We start from the raw sequence: 19,749 nt of genomic DNA, 5'->3' as shown, positions 1-19,749 counted from the left end.
CCCGTGCCTCTCTCTCGTGGAGGCACGGACGCTAGATGTTAATGAGAATCATTGTCAAAATGGATGCCGTCAGACGGCCTGGAGGACCTCCACCCGGTTGCCGTGGGCGTCGAAGGTGTGCAGGCGCAGGTGACCGGGGAAGGTCGTGCGCTGGCTCTCGTCGACCTCGAAGCCGAGCTCGCGCAGGCGGGCCGCCACCTCGTCGAGGCGGCGCCCGGAGCCTGCCGAAGAGCCGTCGACGACGAAGGCGGGGTGCGCCTTGCGCGCCGGGGCGTACGGGTCCTCGACGCCGACGTGCAGCTCGGCCGTGACGCTGCCGGAGTCGTCGTACGCCCGGAACCAGCAGCCGCCGCGCGCGACGAGGTCGGCCGGCTTGTCGACCTCCGTCATGCCGAGTGCGTCGGCGTAGAAGCGCCGGGCGGCGTCCTCGCCACCGGGCGGACAAACGACCTGCACGTGGTGGAGCCTCACGGGACCAGCACCCCGTGCGGCTTGCGCGCGACGACGAAGATCCGGCGGAACGGCAGGACCACGCGGCCGGCGGCATCGGCCGGGTAGGCCTCGCGCAGCAGTGCCTTGAACTCGTCCTCGAAGAGCGGGCGCAGGTCGTCGGGCAGCGCCTGGAGCGTGGGCCGCGCGCCGGTCCCGGAGACCCACTCGAAGACGGGGTCCTCCCCGGTGAGGACGTGCAGGTAGGTCGTCTCCCACGCGTCGACCTCGCAGCCGAGGTCGAGCAGGACGCGGGCGTACGTCGCGGGGTCGTGGCTGACGGGCACCCGGGCGTCGCGCACGTGCGCGGCGTACGGCTCCTGCGCGGCGAGGTCGGTCCGCGCGGTGTGGCTCGGCTCGTCGAAGTTGCCCGGCACCTGGAACGCGAGCCACCCGCCGGGCGCGACGCGGTCCAGCAGGCCGGGGAGCAGGTCGAGGTGCTCGGGCACCCACTGCAGGGTCGCGTTGGACACCAGCACGTCGGCCGGTGCGCGCAGCGCGAGCGGGTCCGGCGCGGCCCAGTCGCGCAGGTCGCCGACCTCCCACGCGATGCCCTCGATCTCGCGCGCGGTCGCGATCATCTCGGGACTGCTGTCGATGCCGGTGACCTGCGCCCCCCGCCACCGCTCGGCCAGGAGGGACGTGAGGTTCCCGGGGCCGCAGCCGAGGTCCACGACGACCCGCGGACGCTCGGCCGGCACCCGGGCGAGCAGGTCGACGAACGGCCGCCCGCGCTCGTCGGCGTACGCGAGGTAGCGGTCGGGGTCCCAGGTGTGGCTCATGTGCGTCCTCCTCCATGTCGGTCCATGTCGGTCCACACCCCCGGACGGTAGTCCGCTGCGTTCAGCCGGTGAAGCGGCGTCGACGAGCGGCCTTTCGCAACGGAGCACCAGGGCGATGGACGCCGGATGTCTTGATGTCGAGACATCTCCAGCCTCTGCCAGAACTGTCTCGATGTCAAGATTCTCGATCGATCTGGCACAATGCCGCCATGCGTGACGAGGTGGACGACCTGGTCGAGGCCTGGGGCCGCGAGCGCGGCGACCTCGACCTCGCGCCCGTCGAGGTCTTCTCCCGCATCAGCCGCCTGGCCCGCCACCTCGACCTCGCCCGCCGCGACGCGTTCACCGCGCACGGCATCGAGTCGTGGGAGTTCGACGTGCTGGCCGCGCTCCGCCGCGCCGGGAGCCCGTACGAGCTCTCCCCCGGCCGACTGCTCCGCGAGACGCTCGTGACCAGCGGCACCATGACCAACCGGGTCGACCGCCTGACGGGGCGCGGCCTCGTCGAGCGGCTGCCCGACCCCCACGACCGTCGCGGGGTGCTCGTCCGGCTGACCGCCGAGGGCAAGGCGGCCGTCGACGGGGCCTTCGAGGCGCTGCTGGCGGCGGAGGCCGACCTGCTCGCCGACCTCTCCGCCACCGAGCGCACCCGGCTCGCCGGACTGCTGCGCTCGCTGCTGGCACCCTTCAGCTGACGCCGCTCAGCTGACGGAGTGTAGACGCGCGGACAGAAGTCCGACGGTGAGCCGACCGCCACGCTCGACGCACAGCGCCGGAGGGAGTTGTGTCCGCGTGTCTACTCGACGACCTCGGAGGCCTCGAGCCACTCCAGCTCCAGCTCCTCCTTCTCGGCCGCGAGCTCGCCGAGCTGGGCGCCGACCCGCGCGAGCAGGTCGTAGTCGCTGAGGTTGGCCTCCATCTCGGCGTGCAGCTCGGCCTCGCGCGCGGCGATGCGCTCGAGCTGCTTCTCCACCTTGGCGAGCACCTTGCGGGCCGCGCGGTCCTCGGCGGAGCCGGGGCGCGCCTTGGCCGGCGTTGCGTCATGCGGAGCCGCCGTGATGGGTGCGGGTTCGGATGACGCAGGAGCGGCCGCCGAGTCGGCAGCGCCGAGGGAGGCGGACGCAGCAGAAGCAGCCCTCCGCTCGAGGTACTCCTCCACCCCTCGCGGCAGCATCGAGACCTGCCCGTCGCCGAGCAGCGCCCACACCGAGTCGGTGACGCGCTCGAGGAAGTAGCGGTCGTGCGAGACCACGACCAGGGTGCCGGGCCAGGTGTCGAGGAAGTCCTCGAGGACGTTGAGGGTGTCGATGTCGAGGTCGTTGGTGGGCTCGTCGAGGAGCAGCACGTTGGGCTCGGTCAGCAGCAGCTTGAGCAGCTGGAAGCGCCGTCGCTCGCCGCCGGACAGGTCGCCGAGGCGCGCGGTGAGCCGGTCGCCGGTGAAGCCGAAGCGCTCCAGCAGCGACGTCGCGGTGATCTCCTGGCCGTCGAGGGTCTTGGTCACCCGACGGATCGACTCGACCGTCGGCAGCACCCGGGCCGCCGGGTCGATCTCGTCGAGCGCCTGGGTGAGGTGCTGCATCTCGACCGTGCGGCCGTGCTTGACGCGGCCCACGTCGGGGGGCAGCGCTCCGGAGATGAGCGAGAGCAGCGAGGTCTTGCCGGCGCCGTTGACCCCGACGATCCCGATCCGGTCGCCCGGCCCGATGCGCCACGTGGCGTGGTCGAGCAGCACCCGATCGCCCCGCGCGAGGTCGACGTCCTCGATGTCGATCACGTCCTTGCCGAGGCGCTGGCTGGCGAAGCGCTGCAGCTCCATCCGGTCGCGCGGCGGGGGGACGTCGTCGATCAGCGCGTTGGCCGCGTCGATGCGGAACTTCGGCTTCGACGTACGGGCGGGGGCGCCGCGCCGCAGCCAGGCGAGCTCCTTGCGGGCGAGGTTCTGCCGCCGCGTCTCGGTGGCGGCCGCCTGGCGCTGGCGCTCGGCCTTCGCCAGGACGTACGCCGCGTAGCCGCCCTCGTAGGCGTCGACCGCGCCGTCGTGGACCTCCCACGTGGTCTGGCAGACCTCGTCGAGGAACCAGCGGTCGTGGGTCACCACGATGAGCGCGCTCGGCAGGCCGATGAGGTGGGACGCCAGCCAGGCGACCGCCTCCACGTCGAGGTGGTTGGTGGGCTCGTCGAGGATCACCAGGTCGTGGCGCGAGAGCAGCAGCGCGGCCAGCGCGCAGCGGCGGCGCTCGCCGCCCGAGAGCCCGACGACGGCGCGGTCCAGCGTGACGCCGGCGAGCAGCTCCTCGACGACCTGGCGGGTGGTCGGGTCGGCGGCCCACTCGTGGTCCTGCCGACCGCCGAGCACCGCCTCGCGGACGGTGTGGGTGTCGAGGAGCTCGTCGCCCTGGTGCAGGTAGCCGATCTCGATCCCGCGGGTGCGCGAGACCCTCCCCGCGTCGGGCTGCTCGAGGCCGGTCATCACCTCGAGCAGGGTGGTCTTGCCGTCGCCGTTGCGGCCCACGACGCCGACCCGCTCCCCCACCGAGATGCCGAGGGAGACGTCGTCGAGCAGAGGCCGCACGCCGTAGGACTTCGAGACGCGCTCGAGGTTGATGAGGTTCGCCATGTCCGGGCGATCCTCTCAGGTGCGGCCCAGCGCCCGCAGATCGGCGTACGCCCTGCCGCGAGCGGTGAGTGAGACAGCTTCGGAGGCCGCAGGACCTGCGTCACCCACCGCTCAGCCCGGCGCCACCGAGGTGGCGGTGGGCAGGACAGCTTCCGAGGCTCCAGAACGTGTCTCACGCACCGCTCACGAGGACCTCAGCGGACCGGCTGGCCGTCCACCGCCGGCGACGCCTCGTCGAGCTGGGCGTGCGACCCGTCGGTGCGGGCGTACTTCTGGATCAGCTGCTCCACGTCGAGACCGGTGGTCGTCTTGAGCAGCTCCATGGTCTGCACGAAGTTGGTGGTCACCTGCTTGGGCAGCTCGCCGGCGCCGTCGGCGGAGATGACGGTCAGCTTGTCGATGCCGGCCATCGGGCGGGCCAGCTCTGCGGCCACCTTGGGCATCACCTCGATGAGCATCTGGAGCACGGCTGCCTCGTTGTAGCCGGCGAAGGCCGCGGCCTTCTTGTCCATCGCCTCGGCCTCGGCCTGGCCCGCGGCGAGGATGGCGGCGGCCTGCGCCTCGCCCTCGGCGCGGAGGGCGTCGGCCTCGGCGACACGGCGGGCCTTCTCGGCCTCACCGCGCTTGGCACCCTCGATGGCCTCGGCCTCGGCGAGCGCCGAGCGGCGGGACTTCTCGCCCTCACCGGTCAGGCGGGCCTTCTCGGCCTCGGCCTCGGCGTTGGCGATGGAGGACGCCTTGCGGGCCTCGGCCTCGAGGATCTCCGAGCTGCGCCGACCCTGGGCCTCGGTCTCGACGCGGTAGCGCTCGGCGTCGGCGGGCTTGCGGACCTCGGTGTCGAGCTGGCGCTCCTTGAGGGCGGCCTGCCGTACGGCGACCTTCTCCTGCTCGAGCAGGACGGCCTGGTCGCGGTCGGCCTGGGCGAGCGGGCCGGCGGCCGCGGCCTGTGCGTTGGCGGCGTCGGTCTCGGCCTTGATCTCGGCGTTCTTCAGCGCCAGCGCCCGCTGCGTGATGGCGATCTCCTGCTCGGCGGCGATCCGCGCCTGCTCGGCGGCCTGGCGGGCGTTGGCCTCCGCGATGGAGGCGAGCTGGTTGAGCTTGGCGGCCTCCGGGCGGCCGAGGTCGGCGAGGTAGGAGCCGTCGTCGGTGATGTCCTGGATCTGGAAGGTGTCGAGCACCAGGCCCTGGCCGGTGAGGGACGACTCGGACTCCTCGGCGACGCGCTGGGCGAAGGCCGCGCGGTCGCGGATGATCTGCTCGACCGACATCGATCCGACGATCGAGCGGAGCGCACCGGCGAGGACCTCCTGGGTGAAGGTCTCGATCTCGGCCTGCTGGCTCAGGAACCGCTGGCCGGCCGCGCGGATGGAGTCCTCGTTGCCGCCGACCTTGACGAGCGCGACGCCGTCGAGGTTGAGCTTGATGCCCTGCCCGGAGACGGCGCCGCGGATCTGCACCGAGATCCGCCGCGAGGACAGGTCGAGGGTGGCGAGGCGCTGGATGAACGGGATGACGAACACGCCGCCGCCCATGACGACCTTCTGGCCGGACAGGTCGGTGGAGATCTCACCGGTCTCCGGGTTGCGCACCTCGCCCTTGCCCTTGCGCCCGGTGACGATGAACGACTCGTTGGGCCCGGCCACCTTGTAGCGGGTGGTGACCAGCAGCGCGAGAAGCACCAGGAGGACGAGGAGGCCGATCACGGAGGTGACGACCGGGGACAGACCGAACATGGGCGGTGCTCCTAGCGACGAGACGAGACGAGACGAGATGACAGGAGGAGATGACAGGAGGAGATGACAGGAGGAGATGACAGGAGGAGATGACAGGAGGAGATCAGGACGGGATCAGGAGGGTTCAGGGGAGGAAGAGCGGCTCGACCTGGACGGCCGTGGGCGAGATGACCTGGGTGACGCTCACTTGGGTGCCGGCGGGCACGGCGGTGCTCGAGCGGGCGTTGAGCCGGGTGAGGTGGCCGCCGACGCTGATCGACACGACACCGAAGCCGCCTTCGGGGATCGCGCTGACGACCGACCCGATCTTCTCGACCATGTCGGAGGTGCGGACGGTGTCGCCCTCACCGTCGCCGTGCAGGAACCGAGACGCCCGGGCCGCCAGGGCGCCCAGCAGGACGCCGAGGACGAGACCGATGACCACCGCCAGCGACGTCGACCCGGTCGTCTCCAGGGCGATCGCGCCGCCGAAGCCGAGCGCGCCGAGGAAGCCCGCAAGCGCCTCGGTCGAGAAGAAGCCTGCACTGAGCCCCTCGAGCGCCCCGTCGAGGACGTCGCCGACGACCAGGGCGACGAGGAGCAGCACGACGCCGACGGCTCCCACCAGCAGGAACACGGTCACGATGCCTCCCCCAGGTCATCCGTGCGACGTCGTCGTCGACGTCGCGCACAACATAGCGGGATGCTTCCCCGTCCGCCGCGGTTCAAGCCTCCCGGTCGGGACCCGTCTCCGATCCGGCCCCGATCCGGCCCCGATCCGGCCCCGATCCGGCCCCGATGCGGCCAGGCCAGCGGTCAGCCGGTGGTGACGACGTGCGCGCCCGCGACGGGTCCCATCGCGGGCAGGACCACGTCGTACGTCGCCGACAGCGCGGCCGCCACGGTCATGGCCTCGTCGCGGCCCTCGCAGAGGAACACGCAGGTCGGGCCCGAGCCGCTCACCATGCCGCGCAGCGCGCCCTCGCGCTCGCCCCGCTCGATCAGGGCGCCGAGCTCGGGACGCAGGTCGATGGCGGGCTCCTCCAGGTCGTTGCGGAGGGTGCGCGCGAGGCGTACGGGCTCCCGGGTGGCCAGGGCGGCGAGGAGCTCGGTGGGCTCGGCGGGCTGCGACGGCGCGTCGGGGTGGAGGACGTCGAAGTGCCGGTAGACGGCCGGGGTGGACAGGCCCGTCCCGGAGGGGACGACGACCCACCACCAGGTGCCGGCGTCCTCCACAGGCTCGACGACCTCGCCGCGGCCACGGCCGCGGGCCGTACCGCCGACGAGGGAGAACGGCACGTCGCTGCCGAGTCGTGCGGCCTGCGCGAGGAGGACGTCGTCGGACTGGTCGAGACCGTGCAGACGGTCGTGGGCGAGGAGGGCGGCCGCTCCGTCGGCGGAGCCGCCCGCCATGCCCCCGGCGACCGGGATCTGCTTGCTGATCCGCATCGCGTGCCCGCCCGCGCAGGCCACCTCGGCCAGGGCGCGCACCGCGATGTTGGAGGCGTCGGTGGGGATGCCGTCGAGGTCGACGTAGGGCGGGCCGTCCACGGCGAGGGAGTCCTCGTCGGCCGCGGACAGCGACAGGTCGTCGTAGAGGTCGATGGCCTGGTAGACGGTGTCGAGTGGGTGGAAGCCGTCCTCGCGGGGCGCGCCGACGGCGAGGTGCAGGTTGATCTTGGCCGCGGCGCGCACGGTGATCGTCATCGGGTGGCCGCCAGGCCCTCGGCGATCCGGGCGAAGTCCCCGACGTCGAGCACCTCGCCGCGCGCCGTGGGGTCGATGCCCGCGGCGTCGAGCGCCGCGGTCGCGGCCTCCGCCGACCCGGCCAGCCCGCGCAGCGCGGCGCGGACCTGCTTGCGGCGCTGGGCGAACGCGGCGTCCACGACCGCGAAGACCTGCTCGCGGGTGGCGGTGGTGCGCGGGGGCTCGCGCCGCGTCCAGGCGACGAGCCCGGAGTCGACGTTGGGCGCCGGCCAGAAGACGTTGCGCCCGATCGCGCCGGCACGGCGTACGTCGGCGAACCAGGCCGCCTTCACGCTGGGCACGCCGTAGGTCTTCGAGCCGGGGCGGGCGGCCAGCCGGTCGGCGACCTCCGCCTGCACCATCACCAGGCCGCGCTCGAGCGAGGGCAGCAGGGTGAGGAGGTGGATGAGGACGGGGACCGAGACGTTGTAGGGGAGGTTGGCCACGAGCGCCGTCGGCGGAGGTCCGGGCACCTCCTCGATGCGCATCGCGTCGGCGAGCACGACCTCGAACCGGTCGACCTGCTCGGGGGCGTACGCCGCGATGGTGGCGGGCAGCCGCTCGGCGAGGAGCGGGTCGACCTCGATCGCGATGACGCGGCGGGCGACCTCGAGCAGCGCGAGGGTGAGCGAGCCGAGCCCGGGGCCGACCTCGACGACGACGTCGTCGCCGGTGATCGCGGACTCGCGCACGATGCGGCGCACCGTGTTGGCGTCGATGACGAAGTTCTGCCCGCGCTGCTTGGTCGGTCGCAGGTCGAGCTCGGCGGCCAGCCGACGCACCTCGGCCGGCCCGAGGAGCCTCGGGCCGGCCGGGTTCGTGGTCATGGTGGGCAAGCCTAGTGGTGGGCCTCGATCAGGTCGGCAGGCCCAGCTTGGCGGCGCAGCCCGGCCACGAGCCGTAGCCGCCGGTCGCCGCGCGGAGCTTCTCGGCGATGGCGATCTGCGTCTCTCGGGACTGCTGGTGGGGGTAGCCCGGGCCGCCGTAGGCGCGCCAGGTGCTGAGGCTGAACTGGAGGCCGCCGTAGTAGCCGTTGCCGGTGTTGATGGCCCAGTTGCCACCCGACTCGCACTGGGCGAGGGAGTCCCACACGGTGCTGCCGCCGGCGAAGTTGCTGGTGGTGGGCTCCGGCTCCTCCTTGGTGCCGACCTTGACGATCGTCGGGACGGCCTTCACGCGGAGGTCGGCCTTGACCACCTTGCGGGCGACGAGCTCGCCGTTGACGAAGCGCAGCCGGTAGGTGACGTTGCGGACGCCGTCCCTGCCGGACTGCACGACCTCCTCCTCGCCCTCGAACATGCTGTCGTCCTCGCGCTCGATGACGGGGGCGTCGACGACCTCGCGCGCGACGCGCTTGGTCGCGATCCGGATGTCCTTGACCACGACCTTGTCGCCGTCGGCGATCTCGGTGGAGAGCGAGGGGGTGACCTTGTCGTGCTTGTCGACCTCGAAGTCCATCGACTTCAGGACGTCGGCGACGGTGAGCGCGGTGACCGTCCGCTTGCGGAGGTCCTTCGCGCCGAGCTTGAGGTGGACGACCTTGGGCGTGACGACCTCGAGCGTCAGGCCGCCGCGACCGATCGAGGAGCCGCGGCTGGTGGACAGGTCGGCGCCGTCGAAGCGGCGGCCGATCTCGCCCAGGGCGCTCGCGACGTCGGTGGAGTTCACCCAGTAGGTCTGGGTGTCGCCGTCGACGGACAGCTCGAGGGGGCGGCCGAACTGGACCGCGATGGCCGTGCCGTCGGTGACGGTCTCGTCGACCGCCGGGGCGACCAGGTCCTTGTCGGTGACCTCGATGCCCTCGGACTCGAGCACGTCGGCGACGGTGTCGCCGATGGCGCTGACCTGGCGGGTCTTCCCGTCGAGGGTGAGGGTCACGTCCTTGCTGAGGGCGGCGTAGCCGACCGTCGTGCCGACGACGGCTGCCACGATGACCGCGACGAGGGTCGCGAGGACTGCCCGTGAGTTGAGCCTGGACCTGCTGAGCTGCGCGAGACGAGAGCGCACGATTCTCCGAACGTCGTACTCCCCGGGCCTCGGGCGGCAGCACCCCCCGGCCGAGCGTGCGCGGCAGCCATGCTTCGAGCGTGCGTGGAGCCGTACGACGTGCGAGCGGGGGTCTCGCTGGACCGGCCCGATCCGGTCCACGTGCTGCCGGAAATCACTCCCGATCCCGGCCAACAATCACAAGACGATAACGACGAAGACCCCTGACGCAAACTCGAAGGCGAGAAGAAGTACGTGTCCCCGCTCACGGAGACGCCTGCCGGACGCCTGCCGGACGCCTGCCGGACGCCTGTCGAACGCCTGCCGAGACGACCTACCAGGAGCCCCCGAAGGCGGCCTCGGTGTTGGCGTCGATCGCGCGGCACAGCTCCTCGAGGTCGGTGTGCAGCACCTCGGCCATGGCCCGCACGATGAGGGGCACGAGGTAGGACGCGTTGGGCCGGCCGCGGTAGGGCGTCGGGGTCAGGAAGGGCGCGTCGGTCTCCACGAGCACGCGGTCGCGCGGCGTGACGGCGAGCGCGTTGCGCAGGGGCGCGGCGTTCTTGAAGGTGACGGTCCCGGCGAAGCTGAGGTGGGCGCCGCGGTCGAGGCACTGCCGGGCGAAGGCCTCGTCACCGGAGAAGCAGTGCATCACCCAGCGCTCGGGCGCCCCCTCCTCGTCGATGATCCGCAGCACGTCGTCGTGGGCCTCGCGGTCGTGGATGACGAGCGTCTTGCCGAGGCGCTTGGCGATGTCGACGTGGCGCCGGAAGCTCTCCTCCTGCGCGGCCCAGCCGGCGTCGCCCGTACGACTCTGCGCATGTCGGAAGCGATCGAGGCCGGTCTCGCCGACGGCGCGCACCTTGTCGTGGGTCCCGGCGAGCTGCTCGATCTCGGCGAGCGCCTCCTCCAGGCGTCCGGCCTCCGCGAGCCGCGGCGCCTCGTTGGGGTGCAGCGCGACCCCGGCGACGAGGGCGTCGTGCTCGGCGGCCGCGGCGACGGCCCACCTGGCGCCGGGCAGGTCGCAGCCGATCTGCACGATGCGGGGCACCCCGACGGCGGCGGCGGCCGCGATCGCGTCCTCGGTGGAGACCCAGTCGCCGTCGGCGATGTCGAGGTGGCAGTGGTTGTCGACGACCGGGTGCGGGAGGGGCTCGGGCGACGGCGGGCGCTCGCGGTCGCGGCGGGCGCCGGACGTCTCCTCGGTCGCGGCGCGGCTGCGGGTCGGACCCTGGTCAGCGGTGGACAACGTCGTACACCTCTCTCTTGGGCAGGCCGGCGCGCCGGGCGACCTCGGCGATCGCCTCCTTGCGGGTCGAGCCGGAGGCCTCGAGCTCGGCGACGGCCGTACGCAGGGAGCCGGGGTCGCTGTCCACGGCGGGGCCGCCGCTGGATCCCTCGACCACGATCGTCACCTCGCCGCGCACGCCGTCCGCGGCCCACGCGACGAGCTCGGCCAGCGGGCCGCGGCGCACCTCCTCGTGGGTCTTGGTCAGCTCGCGGCAGACGGCCGCGCGGCGGTCGTCACCGAGGGCCTCGGCCATCGCCGCGAGGGCGGCCTCGGTGCGGTGCGGCGCCTCGAAGAACACCATCGTCCGCTCCTCGGCGGCCAGGGCGGCGAGGCGGCGGCCGCGCTCCCCCGCCTTGCGGGGCAGGAAGCCCTCGAAGCAGAAGCGGTCGACCGGCAGGCCGCTGACGGCGAGCGCGGTGAGCACGGCGCTGGGTCCGGGGACGGCGGTGACGCGTACGTCGTGCTCGACGGCGGCGGCCACGAGCCGGTAGCCCGGGTCGGACACGCTCGGCATCCCGGCGTCGGTCACCAGGACGACGCGCTCCCCGGCGAGCAGCGCCTCGAGCAGGGCGGGGGTCCGGGCCTGCTCGTTGCCCTCGAAGTAGGAGACGACGCGCCCGGACAGCGTGATGTCGAGGTCGGCGCACAGCCGCTTGAGCCGACGGGTGTCCTCGGCGGCGACCACGTCGGCTCCGGCGAGCTCGGCTGCGAGCCGGGGCGGCGCGTCGCCGGACTGCCCGATCGGAGTGCCCGCGAGGACCAGGACGCCTTCCATGAGGTTCACCGTAGATGCTGCCCAGCGGGGTTCCGCCACCGCGCCCGCGGGCCTAGCGTGACGAGATCCATTCCTCTTCCCGCCGGAGGTCCCGTCACCATGCAGCTGAACCGCCGCACCGCCATCAAGGGAGCCCTGGGAGGCGCCCTCGTCGCCGGCCCCTTCGCGGGCTTCGCCAACGCCGCCGCGCTCTCGCGCACCGGCGCCCTCGCAGGCGCAGCCGTCGGCACGCTCGTGCCGGTCCCGGACGCCCGCGACGGCGTCGTACGCCTCGACCTCCCGGCAGGATTCTCCTACCGCTCCTTCCACGACACGAGCACGCCGGTGACGCTGCGCGACGGCACCCGGCTCCCCGGGCGGCACGACGGCATGGGCGCGTTCGCGGGCCCCGGCGGGTCGGTGCTGCTGGTGCGCAACCACGAGGTCAACAACCCGCAGCCGGCGTTCGGTCCCACCAAGCCCTACGACAAGCGCGGCGGCGCCGGCACCACCACGATCCAGGTGACGAGGTTCGGCGAGGTGCAGGACGCCTACACGAGCCTCAGCGGCACGATGATGAACTGCAGCGGCGGCGAGATGCCGTGGGGTGCGTGGGTGACGTGCGAGGAGACCGTCAACGGTCCCGACGTCGGTCCCGACTTCACCGGCGCGTCCAACGTGCCGCTGCAGAAGCGGCACGGCTACGTCTTCGAGGTGCCCGCGGGCGGCCTCGCCGAGCCGCGACCGATCCGCAAGGCAGGCCGGTTCGCGCACGAGGCGGTGTCGTACGACCCGGACGAGGGCATCCTCTACCTCACCGAGGACAACTTCGCCTTCCCGTCGGGCTTCTACCGCTACGTCCCGCGCGCGCGGCGCGACCGGCACCGCAACCTCGACCACAACGGCCAGCTGCAGATGCTGGCGGTCAAGGGCCGTCCCCTGGCCCACCTCGAGGCGCACCAGGACACCACGACCGTCCACGACGTCGAGTGGGTCGACATCGACGAGCCCGACGTCGAGTTCCCCTACACCCCCGGCGAGCCGGCACCGACGAGCAACGACACCGCGATCAACTTCGTGGGCGACCAGGGGCGGGCCCGCGGCGCCGCGGGCTTCTCGCGCTGCGAGGGCCAGGTCTTCCACGACGGCGTCGTCTACTTCACCGCGACCCAGGGCGGGGGTCCGGCCATGACCGGTCCGGACAACGTCAACGGCTACGGACGCGGCTGGGGGCAGGTGTGGGGTTACGACACCCGCACCCAGACCCTGCGCTGCGTCTACCAGTCCGAGAGCCGCGACGTGCTCGACTTCCCCGACAACGTCACCACCAGCCCGCGGGGCACGCTGGTGCTGTGCGAGGACCACGACCAGGGCAACTACCTGCGCGGACTGACCACCGAGGGCGACCTCTTCTCCATCGCCCGCAACGCGATGGCGGGGCGCGAGGGTGACGAGTTCGCGGGGTCCGCGTTCAGCCCGGACGGCCACACCCTGTTCGTGAACATCCAGGCCAGCCGCGGCCTGACCTTCGCGATCTGGGGCGACTGGGCCTCGATCGGGGTCTGACACCGGTCGCTCGCCGCCGGACCCGTACGCCGGGGCCCTCTGGTTAGAGTTCCGGCGTGAACCCGACTGCCGCCGAGCGGAATCGCCCGCGCTGGCGGTCGGAGGACCCGCTGGCCGGCTGGCTCGGGGCGATCTGCCTGGCGGGCCTGGCCTTCTTCCTGCGCCGGTGGCACCTCGGCACCCCGCACCAGTTCTCCTTCGACGAGACCTACTACGCCAAGGACGCCTGGTCGCTGCTCACCTTCGGCTACGTCCGCACCTACGTCGAGGAGGCCGACAAGACCATCCTCAACGGCGACCTGACGGGGCTGTTCCAGGACACCCCGTCGATGGTCGTGCACCCCGAGGTGGGCAAGTGGGTGATCGCCGGCGGCATCGAGGTCTTCGGCATGGATCCTGCCGGCTGGCGCACCGCCTCGGCCGTCGTCGGCGCACTGATGGTGCTGGTGATGTGCCGCTTCGTGCGGCGGGTCACCGGTTCGACCGTCCTCGGACTCGTCGCCGGCCTGCTGCTGTCGGTCGACGGCCTGCAGCTCGTGCTGTCGCGGCTCGCGCTGCTCGACATCTTCCTCGCGTTCTTCCTGCTCTGCGGCGTGCACTGCGTGGTCGCCGACCGGCAGTGGCTGCGCGACCGGCTGGCATCGGAGCGGGCCCGCAGCCGCTGGCTCTTCTGGTGGCGGCCGTGGCTGCTGGTCGGGGGCGTGGCGTTCGGCCTCGCGTGCGGCACCAAGTGGTCGGGCGCCTACACCCTCGCCGCCTTCGGGCTGCTGGCCTGGTTGTGGAGCGCCGGCGCCCGTCGCGCCTTCGGCGAGCGCCGGCCGCTGCTGCGCTCGGTGTTCCTCGACGGGATCCCCGCCTTCGTCGCCCTCGTCGGCGTGGCCCTGGCGACGTACGTCGCGTCGTGGACCGGCTGGCTGATGAACGCCGAGGCCTACGAGGAGGCGTTCAGCAACACGCAGTACACCTCCTACGGCGGCGACGACCCGTGGCCGACGGCGAGCGAGCCCGACGCCGAGGGACTCGGCGAGGTCACCCAGTCCCTGCGGTCGCTGTGGTCCTACCACCAGGACGTCTACACCTTCCACAGCCACTTCCTCGACGACTCGACCCACGTCTACCAGTCGAGGCCGTCGACGTGGCTGGTGATGGGACGACCCGTCGGGGTGGACGCCCAGACCGACATCCAGCCCGGCTCGCAGGGCTGCGAGGCGCCGTCGGGGTCGAGCTGCATCCGCCAGGTCCTGCTCATCGGCAACCCCGTCATCTGGTGGGGCGGGTGCCTGGCGATGGTGGCCTCGCTGCTGCTGTGGATCGGCGCCCGGGACTGGCGCCACGGGGTGGCGGTCGTGGGCCTGGCGAGCACCTGGCTGCCGTGGTTCGCCTTCGACGAGCGGCCGATCTTCTTCTTCTACGCCATCACCTGCCTGCCCTTCCTCGTCCTGTCGGTCGTGCTGGCGATGGGTCACCTGGTCGGCTCCTCCGACGTGCCCACACCCCGGCGTACGTTCGGGGTGGTGGTGGCCGGCAGCTACACCGTGCTCGCCCTGGTCGCGTTCGCCTGGTTCTGGCCGATCTGGACCGACGAGCTGCTGACGAAGTCGGAGTGGGACGCCCGCATCTGGTTCCAGCGCTGGATCTGACGGCCGCGCCCAGCGGTCCGGTCCACAGGCGGGCGAATCCGCAGGTTCAGCGGAGGTTCGCTCAAGATCGAGCGGATTCGCCAGTCGCTCATTTTCTTTCCCACGGCGCCCGAGGACGATGGATCAACCCCGGCGTCCCGGGGTCGACGCCACGGGAGGGAGCGTTGAGATGGACAACACGATGATCCATGTGTGCCTGCAGACCGAGGGTGCACCCACCCCCGAAGGGCACGAGATCGGCGAGCGCTGGGTGTGCTCGTGCGGCGACAACTTCGTCTACCGCGAGGGTTTCAACCGCGCCGGCTACCCGAGCCTCGAATGGTGGCCCGCTCCGGCCCCGCCCGCGGTCCCGGAGCCGCGCAACGCCAAGGGACGCCGCCTGCTGTTCGGGCCCCGCAAGGGCTGATCCCCCGCAGGCCGGGCCCCTCAGTCGGCCCAGGCCCGGCTGCGTACGAACTCCACGAACCGCTCCGCCGGTGGCGCGAGCGGTCGCTCGGTGCGCCACGTGAGCCCGATCGTGCGCGTCGCCGACGGCGAGGCGAGCTGGAGACCGACCGAGCCCGACAGCCCGGCGAACGCCTCCGGCACGATCGCGACGCCGAGGCCGGCGGCCACCAGCCCCTCGATCGTGGCCAGGTCGGCGCTCTCGAAGGAGACCGGCGGGCTGACCCCGGCCTCGTCCAGCAGGGCCCGCACGAGCGCGCTGTGCCCGAATCCCGGCGGCGTGGTCACGAGCTCGTCGTCGCCGAGCTCCGTCAGGTCGACCCGGGTCCGGCGGCGGAGCCGGTGCGTCGGCGGGACCACGACGACGAGCCGCTCGCGCTGCACCGGCAGCCAGCCGAGGTCGGGGGCCCGGTCCATCGTGAGCCCGAGCTCGACGACGCCGCGGTCGAGGTCCCGGCGGATGTGGTGGGCGGGCTCCTGGCTCAGCACGACCTTCACGCCGGGCGCCTCCGCGTGGAAGGCGCGCAGCAGCCGCGGCACCAGCGTGGTGGCCATCGAGTCGAGGAAGGCCAGCCGCACCAGGCCCGCGTCGGGATCGAGACGGTTGGCCAGGTCAGCCCGCAGCTGGTCGTGACGGGCGACGAGGTCGCGTGCCGCGTCGAGCACGAGACTGCCGTCGGGAGTGACATCGATCCCGGTCGCCGTGCGCTCGAAGACCCGTACGCCGAGCTCGTCCTCGAGGCGCGCCAGCGTCCGCGACAGCGTCGGCTGGCTGGTGCCGAGCGCGGCGGCGGCCGCGGTGACGTGCCCGGTCTCGCCGAGCTGCACCAGCCACGCCAGGTCCCGGATCTGCACGGCACGATCATACGCACGATGCATGGCATGAACACCTCGATGACATTGGACGCATGGACGTCCCGAGGCGCACCATCGACCGGGTGACCACCACCGACCTGCCCCGCACGGACGCCGGCGCCTCGCCGTACCGTCCGGGCAGCGCGGGCTACCGCCGCGTGATGGTGGCGGTGTTCGCGGCCGGGATGGCGACCTTCGTGCTGCTCTACGACGTGCAGGCGCTGCTGCCCGAGCTGGTGGAGGCGTACGACCTCACGCCGGCCCGCGCGACCCTCGCCCTGTCGCTCACCACCGCCACACTCGCCGTGGCCCTGCTCGTGGTCGGACCGGTGTCGGAGCGGGTGGGCCGCACCCCCCTGATCCACGCGGCGCTCTGGTCGGCGGCCGTCGTCGGCGTCGCGTGCGCGCTGGCGCCCTCGTGGGAGGCGCTGCTCGGGCTGCGGATGGTCCAGGGCGTCACCCTCGCAGGGCTGCCCGCGGTCGCCACGGCGTACCTCCGCGAGGAGCTGCACCCCTCCGCGCACGGACGCGCCTTCGGGCTCTACATCGCCGGCACCGCCCTCGGCGGGATGGCCGGGCGGGTGGTCACCGCCCCGATCGCCGAAGCGGCCGGGTGGCGCCGGGGCCTGGCCGCCGCGGCGCTCTTCGCGCTGGCCTGCGCGGCGCTGGTCGCCTGGCTGCTGCCCGCCTCGCGCCACTTCGTACGCCGCCCCGCGGGCGCCGGCGCGGTGCTCACGGGCGCGCGGGCCGCGGTCTCCGACCGGGCCCTGGTGGCGCTCTACGTCCTCGGCGCGTGCGGCATCGGCACCATGGTCGCCGTCTTCAACGCGCTCGGCTTCCGCCTCAGCTCGGCTCCCTACGACCTGCCGGTGGGCACGATCAGCCTCGTCTACCTCGTCTACGCCCTCGGCTCGGTGAGCTCGGCGGCGTCCGGACGGATCGCCGACCGCATCGGCCGCCGCGGGACCATCCCGGCCGGCTGCGCCCTCGCCCTCGTCGGCACCTGGCTGACCCTCGCGAGCGCACTGCCGGTCGTCGTGCTCGGCATGGCGGCACTCACCGTCGGCTTCTTCTGCGTGCACGGCATCGCCAGCGGATGGGTCACGTCCCGGGCCCACCTGGCCGGCGTCGGCACGGCCCAGGCGGCCGCGTTCTACGCGTTCGCCTACTACGTCGGCGCGTCGGTCAACGGCTGGCTCGGCAGCGCCGCGTGGAGCCGCGCCGGCTGGCCGGGCGTGGTGGCGCTGGCCTCGGCACTGCTGCTCACCGTGTGCGCGATGGTCGTCGTGCTGCGGCGTACGCCCGCGCTGGCGCCGCCCGCCGGCTGAGCCGCACCGGTCACCAGGCGCCGGGGAACCGGGCCGACCCGGCGATCGCCAGCAGCGCCACTCCCAGCGAGACCGCCACGGCGATGAGCACGGACTGCCCCAGCCAGCGGCGCCCGGGCAGCGCGAGGAGCACCAGTCCGGCAGCCGCGGCCATCGTCGGCAGCACCCAGACCGGGACCGCCAGGGACAGCAGGCCCATCAGCACCGCCAGCCCGACGCCGCCGAGGGCCGCCCGGCCGAGCGGGACGGGGCGCGGACCGCGCGGCAGTCCGACCTCGGTGACAGGCCCCGACGCGGGCAGCTGGTCGGGCGCCAGGACCCGCAGCAGGAGCGTGATCGTCGCCGGGTCGGCCACCACGACCACGTCGCGGTAGCGGTCGGCGACGGCATGGCGGCGTACGACCTCGTCGAGGCGGTGCCCGCGGTCGACGTCCGGGAAGCGTACGGGCGCCAGCAGGACCTCCGGGTGCGCGTCGTGGTGCAGCCCCTGCACGATCCGCTTGCCCTCGGCGGTCGGTGCGGTGAGCACGATCGCGCCGACGCCCATGCCCTTGCGCACCCGTGCGACGTCAGCCTCGTCCGCGTTCGTGCTCACCACGAGGATGCGCTGGAAGTCGCTCACTCTCCAGAAGGTAGCGGGAGGCGCGTGCGGGGAGCAGCCAGGTCCGCCGCAAGCGAACCGCAAGGGTCCTGTCGCAACCTCTCGTCATGCCCCCGCACCTCCCGCAGCCCCACGCACCGGTCGGCTGAGCCGTGTTCCACATCGGCGCTCTCGCGCCCACCCTGGACAGCGGCGCCGAGCTGCTGCGCCGTGTGCGAGCCGGCGGCGCTGCCCGGCTCGGCACCCGGCCGCACCCCGAGCTGACGTTGAGCTGGGCGCCGCTCGCCACGGCCTCGACGCCCTGGCAGCGCGGCGACGTCGAGACCGTCCGGACCCAGCTGGCACTGAGCTCGGTACGGCTGCGCGAGGCGGGGGCGCACTTCTTCGTGTGCACGGACGACACCGCGTACGTCCCCCTCGAGGCTCCCGGCGCCGAGCTGGCCATCCCGGGGCTCCACGCCGCACCGGTCGTCGCAGCCGAGGCCCAGCGCCTCGGCTTCGCCAGGGTGGGCGTCCTGGGCACGAGGTGGACCCTGGGGTGGGCGCGCTACGCCGACCACCTCGCGCCGATGGGCATCTCAGCGGTCCCGTTGCCGCTGTGGGAGGAGACGACGCTCCACTCGATCATCTTCGACGAGCTCGTCCACGGCAGGTACTCCCTGCAGTCACGCGACGTGGTGCTCGGGATCCTCGAGGGCCTGCGCCGCGAGGGGTGCCAGGCCGTCGTCCTGGGCTGCCAGGAGCTGACCTCCCTGGTCACGCCTGCGAGCTCCCCGCTGCCGCTGCTGGACACGACGACGCTGCTCGCCGACGCCGCCCTCGCGGTGGCGGTGGGCGACGCGCCCCTGCCGCTGTGGCGCGGGGGCCTGCACGAGTCGGGGGCGTGGACGCCCCAGTCGCACGAGCACCACCACGCGCGGTGAGTGGGGGCTCCCCGGTCCGGGGAGCCCCCACCCCTCGGCAGGTCGGCGGGATCACTGCATGACGTAGAGGTCCTTGTAGTTCGGCGCACCGATCGAGCCATCGCCCGTCGGGTTGCCGATCTTGGTGCCGAAGGCGAACAGCTCGTTGCGGAACGCGGTCGGGATGATCGGGAAGTACTCCGTCATGATCTTCTCGTCCAGCGCGCCCCAGGCGTCAGCCTGCTCCTCGAGCGGGAGCTCGTTGATGGCGTCCATCTCGTCGTTGATCGACGGCTCGTCGAACAGCGCGGTGTTGTAGACGGCCCCACCCTTGAGCAGCGGCGGGAGCATCGTCGAGCCGGCCGGCCAGTCCGAGCACCAGTTGACGCCACGCAGGTTCAGCTTCTTGTTGACCTTGTTGTCGGGGTCGAGCCAGATGTTGTACGGCGACTCCTGGACCGGGATCGCGGTGACCTTGAAGCCGGAGGCCTCGAAGCCCTTGGTGATCTGGTCCTGGGTGGCCTTGGCCAGCGGGTCGACCTCGTAGTAGACCATCGTGATCTCGTAGCCGTCTTCGTAGCCGGCCTCGGCGAGCAGCTCCTTGGCCTTCTCCGGGTCGTAGGTGATCTGCTCACCGTCGACCTGGAACTCCTTCTTGCCCGCCATGCCGGGAGGCATGATCGAGTTCGCGGGGACACGGGTCACACCCGGCACCTCGCCGCCGGCGATCCAGACGTCCTCGTAGGGGTAGGCGTAGGCCAGGGCCTTGCGGACCTCGATCTCGGTGATCTTGGTGTAGTCAGGCGTCAGCGTGTTCACGCACTGCGACGTCTGCTGCACCAGGCGGTCGCCCAGCTGCGAGTTGGCGTCGTTGTACTTGTCCGACCCCAGCGAGGTCGCCAGGGCCGCCTGGCTGTCGGCGTTGTCCGACAGCATGATCTCGTCGACCTTGGCCTGGTCCTGGTTGAACTTGAAGACGAACTCGTCGGCGTACTGGTGACGACCCGGGTCGGACTCAGCAGCCCACTGGTCGTTC

The 19,749-nt window shown here is 72.6% G+C and carries 19 protein-coding genes; 6 read left to right on the top strand and 13 right to left on the bottom strand.

The features are described from left to right. Positions 1-69: 69 nt before the first annotated feature. The gene (locus tag IEZ24_RS00095; RefSeq protein WP_129455332.1) at positions 70-471 is read right to left on the bottom strand and encodes a VOC family protein; all 402 of its coding nucleotides are present in this window, start codon (positions 469-471) and stop codon (positions 70-72) included. Continuing rightward, positions 468-1,271, bottom strand: coding sequence for a trans-aconitate 2-methyltransferase (locus IEZ24_RS00090; RefSeq protein WP_129455333.1), 804 nt, complete (start codon positions 1,269-1,271; stop codon positions 468-470). The genes IEZ24_RS00095 and IEZ24_RS00090 overlap by 4 nt, the downstream gene beginning before the upstream one ends. A gap of 209 nt (positions 1,272-1,480) precedes the next feature. Here IEZ24_RS00090 and IEZ24_RS00085 point away from each other — a divergent pair, with 209 nt between their 5' ends. Next, complete coding sequence (locus IEZ24_RS00085; protein WP_129455334.1) at positions 1,481-1,966, top strand: MarR family winged helix-turn-helix transcriptional regulator; 486 nt, start codon at positions 1,481-1,483, stop codon at positions 1,964-1,966. Positions 1,967-2,067: 101 nt separating this feature from the next. Here the strand turns inward: IEZ24_RS00085 and IEZ24_RS00080 are convergent, their stop codons facing one another. From IEZ24_RS00080 to rsmI, 8 genes are all read right to left on the bottom strand, one after another. Continuing rightward, complete coding sequence (locus IEZ24_RS00080) at positions 2,068-3,888, bottom strand: ABC-F family ATP-binding cassette domain-containing protein (RefSeq protein ID WP_129455335.1); 1,821 nt, start codon at positions 3,886-3,888, stop codon at positions 2,068-2,070. A 194-nt stretch (positions 3,889-4,082) separates the two neighbouring features. Then, on the bottom strand, positions 4,083-5,621 hold the full coding sequence (locus IEZ24_RS00075; RefSeq protein WP_129455336.1) for a flotillin family protein: 1,539 nt from the start codon (positions 5,619-5,621) through the stop codon (positions 4,083-4,085). A gap of 124 nt (positions 5,622-5,745) precedes the next feature. Continuing rightward, complete coding sequence (locus IEZ24_RS00070) at positions 5,746-6,243, bottom strand: hypothetical protein (protein ID WP_129455337.1); 498 nt, start codon at positions 6,241-6,243, stop codon at positions 5,746-5,748. Positions 6,244-6,416: 173 nt separating this feature from the next. Further along, a complete protein-coding gene (locus IEZ24_RS00065; RefSeq protein ID WP_165356087.1) occupies positions 6,417-7,307 on the bottom strand; it encodes a 4-(cytidine 5'-diphospho)-2-C-methyl-D-erythritol kinase in 891 nt (296 codons plus the stop codon). After that, complete coding sequence (gene rsmA / locus IEZ24_RS00060) at positions 7,304-8,173, bottom strand: 16S rRNA (adenine(1518)-N(6)/adenine(1519)-N(6))-dimethyltransferase RsmA (RefSeq protein ID WP_129455338.1); 870 nt, start codon at positions 8,171-8,173, stop codon at positions 7,304-7,306. The genes IEZ24_RS00065 and rsmA overlap by 4 nt, the downstream gene beginning before the upstream one ends. A 28-nt stretch (positions 8,174-8,201) precedes the next feature. Then, positions 8,202-9,353 (bottom strand): resuscitation-promoting factor, encoded by a 1,152-nt coding sequence (locus IEZ24_RS00055; protein WP_275938083.1) that lies wholly within the window; start codon positions 9,351-9,353, stop codon positions 8,202-8,204. Between the two features lie 313 nt (positions 9,354-9,666). After that, a complete protein-coding gene (locus IEZ24_RS00050) occupies positions 9,667-10,581 on the bottom strand; it encodes a TatD family hydrolase (RefSeq protein ID WP_129455339.1) in 915 nt (304 codons plus the stop codon). Next, positions 10,568-11,398 carry a 16S rRNA (cytidine(1402)-2'-O)-methyltransferase gene (gene rsmI, locus IEZ24_RS00045; protein WP_129455340.1) on the bottom strand — a complete coding sequence of 277 codons (831 nt, stop codon included), beginning with the start codon at positions 11,396-11,398 and terminating at the stop codon, positions 10,568-10,570. The genes IEZ24_RS00050 and rsmI overlap by 14 nt, the downstream gene beginning before the upstream one ends. A 99-nt stretch (positions 11,399-11,497) precedes the next feature. On the opposite strand from rsmI, the gene IEZ24_RS00040 reads away from it, so the two are divergent. From IEZ24_RS00040 to IEZ24_RS00030, 3 genes are all read left to right on the top strand, one after another. Beyond that, the gene (locus IEZ24_RS00040; RefSeq protein WP_129455341.1) at positions 11,498-12,943 is read left to right on the top strand and encodes a PhoX family protein; all 1,446 of its coding nucleotides are present in this window, start codon (positions 11,498-11,500) and stop codon (positions 12,941-12,943) included. 56 nt (positions 12,944-12,999) lie between these two features. Next, positions 13,000-14,583, top strand: coding sequence for a dolichyl-phosphate-mannose--protein mannosyltransferase (locus IEZ24_RS00035; RefSeq protein ID WP_129455342.1), 1,584 nt, complete (start codon positions 13,000-13,002; stop codon positions 14,581-14,583). Positions 14,584-14,752: 169 nt separating this feature from the next. Beyond that, positions 14,753-14,989 (top strand): hypothetical protein, encoded by a 237-nt coding sequence (locus IEZ24_RS00030; RefSeq protein WP_129455343.1) that lies wholly within the window; start codon positions 14,753-14,755, stop codon positions 14,987-14,989. A 20-nt stretch (positions 14,990-15,009) separates the two neighbouring features. Here IEZ24_RS00030 and IEZ24_RS00025 read toward each other — a convergent pair whose 3' ends face one another. Beyond that, positions 15,010-15,882 carry a LysR family transcriptional regulator gene (locus IEZ24_RS00025; RefSeq protein WP_129455344.1) on the bottom strand — a complete coding sequence of 291 codons (873 nt, stop codon included), beginning with the start codon at positions 15,880-15,882 and terminating at the stop codon, positions 15,010-15,012. Positions 15,883-15,935: 53 nt separating this feature from the next. Between IEZ24_RS00025 and IEZ24_RS00020 the strand changes: the two genes are divergently transcribed. Further along, positions 15,936-17,210 (top strand): MFS transporter, encoded by a 1,275-nt coding sequence (locus tag IEZ24_RS00020; RefSeq protein ID WP_129455345.1) that lies wholly within the window; start codon positions 15,936-15,938, stop codon positions 17,208-17,210. A 10-nt stretch (positions 17,211-17,220) separates the two neighbouring features. Here IEZ24_RS00020 and IEZ24_RS00015 read toward each other — a convergent pair whose 3' ends face one another. Next, positions 17,221-17,832: a hypothetical protein gene (locus IEZ24_RS00015; protein WP_129455346.1), complete on the bottom strand. Its 612-nt coding sequence runs from the start codon at positions 17,830-17,832 to the stop codon at positions 17,221-17,223. Between the two features lie 131 nt (positions 17,833-17,963). Here IEZ24_RS00015 and IEZ24_RS00010 point away from each other — a divergent pair, with 131 nt between their 5' ends. Further along, entirely contained in the window at positions 17,964-18,734 is a 771-nt protein-coding gene (locus IEZ24_RS00010; RefSeq protein WP_129455347.1) for an aspartate/glutamate racemase family protein, read from the top strand. Between the two features lie 51 nt (positions 18,735-18,785). Here IEZ24_RS00010 and IEZ24_RS00005 read toward each other — a convergent pair. After that, the coding region (locus IEZ24_RS00005) for an ABC transporter substrate-binding protein (RefSeq protein ID WP_191192786.1) at positions 18,786-19,749 on the bottom strand (964 nt) is incomplete at its 5' end.

Source organism: Nocardioides ganghwensis (genome assembly GCF_014779655.1).
Lineage (GTDB): Bacteria > Actinomycetota > Actinomycetes > Propionibacteriales > Nocardioidaceae > Nocardioides > Nocardioides ganghwensis.
This window is presented reverse-complemented; position numbering and strand designations above follow the sequence as displayed.

Excerpts from the sequence above, each read along its gene's own strand:
- IEZ24_RS00090 (WP_129455333.1), bottom strand. The coding sequence starts at position 1,271 with ATGAGCCACACCTGGGACCCCGACCGCTACCTCGCGTACGCCGACGAG.
- IEZ24_RS00085 (WP_129455334.1), top strand. The coding sequence starts at position 1,481 with ATGCGTGACGAGGTGGACGACCTGGTCGAGGCCTGGGGCCGCGAGCGC.
- IEZ24_RS00080 (WP_129455335.1), bottom strand. The coding sequence starts at position 3,888 with ATGGCGAACCTCATCAACCTCGAGCGCGTCTCGAAGTCCTACGGCGTG.
- IEZ24_RS00075 (WP_129455336.1), bottom strand. The coding sequence starts at position 5,621 with ATGTTCGGTCTGTCCCCGGTCGTCACCTCCGTGATCGGCCTCCTCGTC.
- IEZ24_RS00065 (WP_165356087.1), bottom strand. The coding sequence starts at position 7,307 with ATGACGATCACCGTGCGCGCCGCGGCCAAGATCAACCTGCACCTCGCC.
- rsmA (WP_129455338.1), bottom strand. The coding sequence starts at position 8,173 with ATGACCACGAACCCGGCCGGCCCGAGGCTCCTCGGGCCGGCCGAGGTG.
- rsmI (WP_129455340.1), bottom strand. The coding sequence starts at position 11,398 with ATGGAAGGCGTCCTGGTCCTCGCGGGCACTCCGATCGGGCAGTCCGGC.
- IEZ24_RS00040 (WP_129455341.1), top strand. The coding sequence starts at position 11,498 with ATGCAGCTGAACCGCCGCACCGCCATCAAGGGAGCCCTGGGAGGCGCC.
- IEZ24_RS00030 (WP_129455343.1), top strand. The coding sequence starts at position 14,753 with ATGGACAACACGATGATCCATGTGTGCCTGCAGACCGAGGGTGCACCC.
- IEZ24_RS00020 (WP_129455345.1), top strand. The coding sequence starts at position 15,936 with ATGGACGTCCCGAGGCGCACCATCGACCGGGTGACCACCACCGACCTG.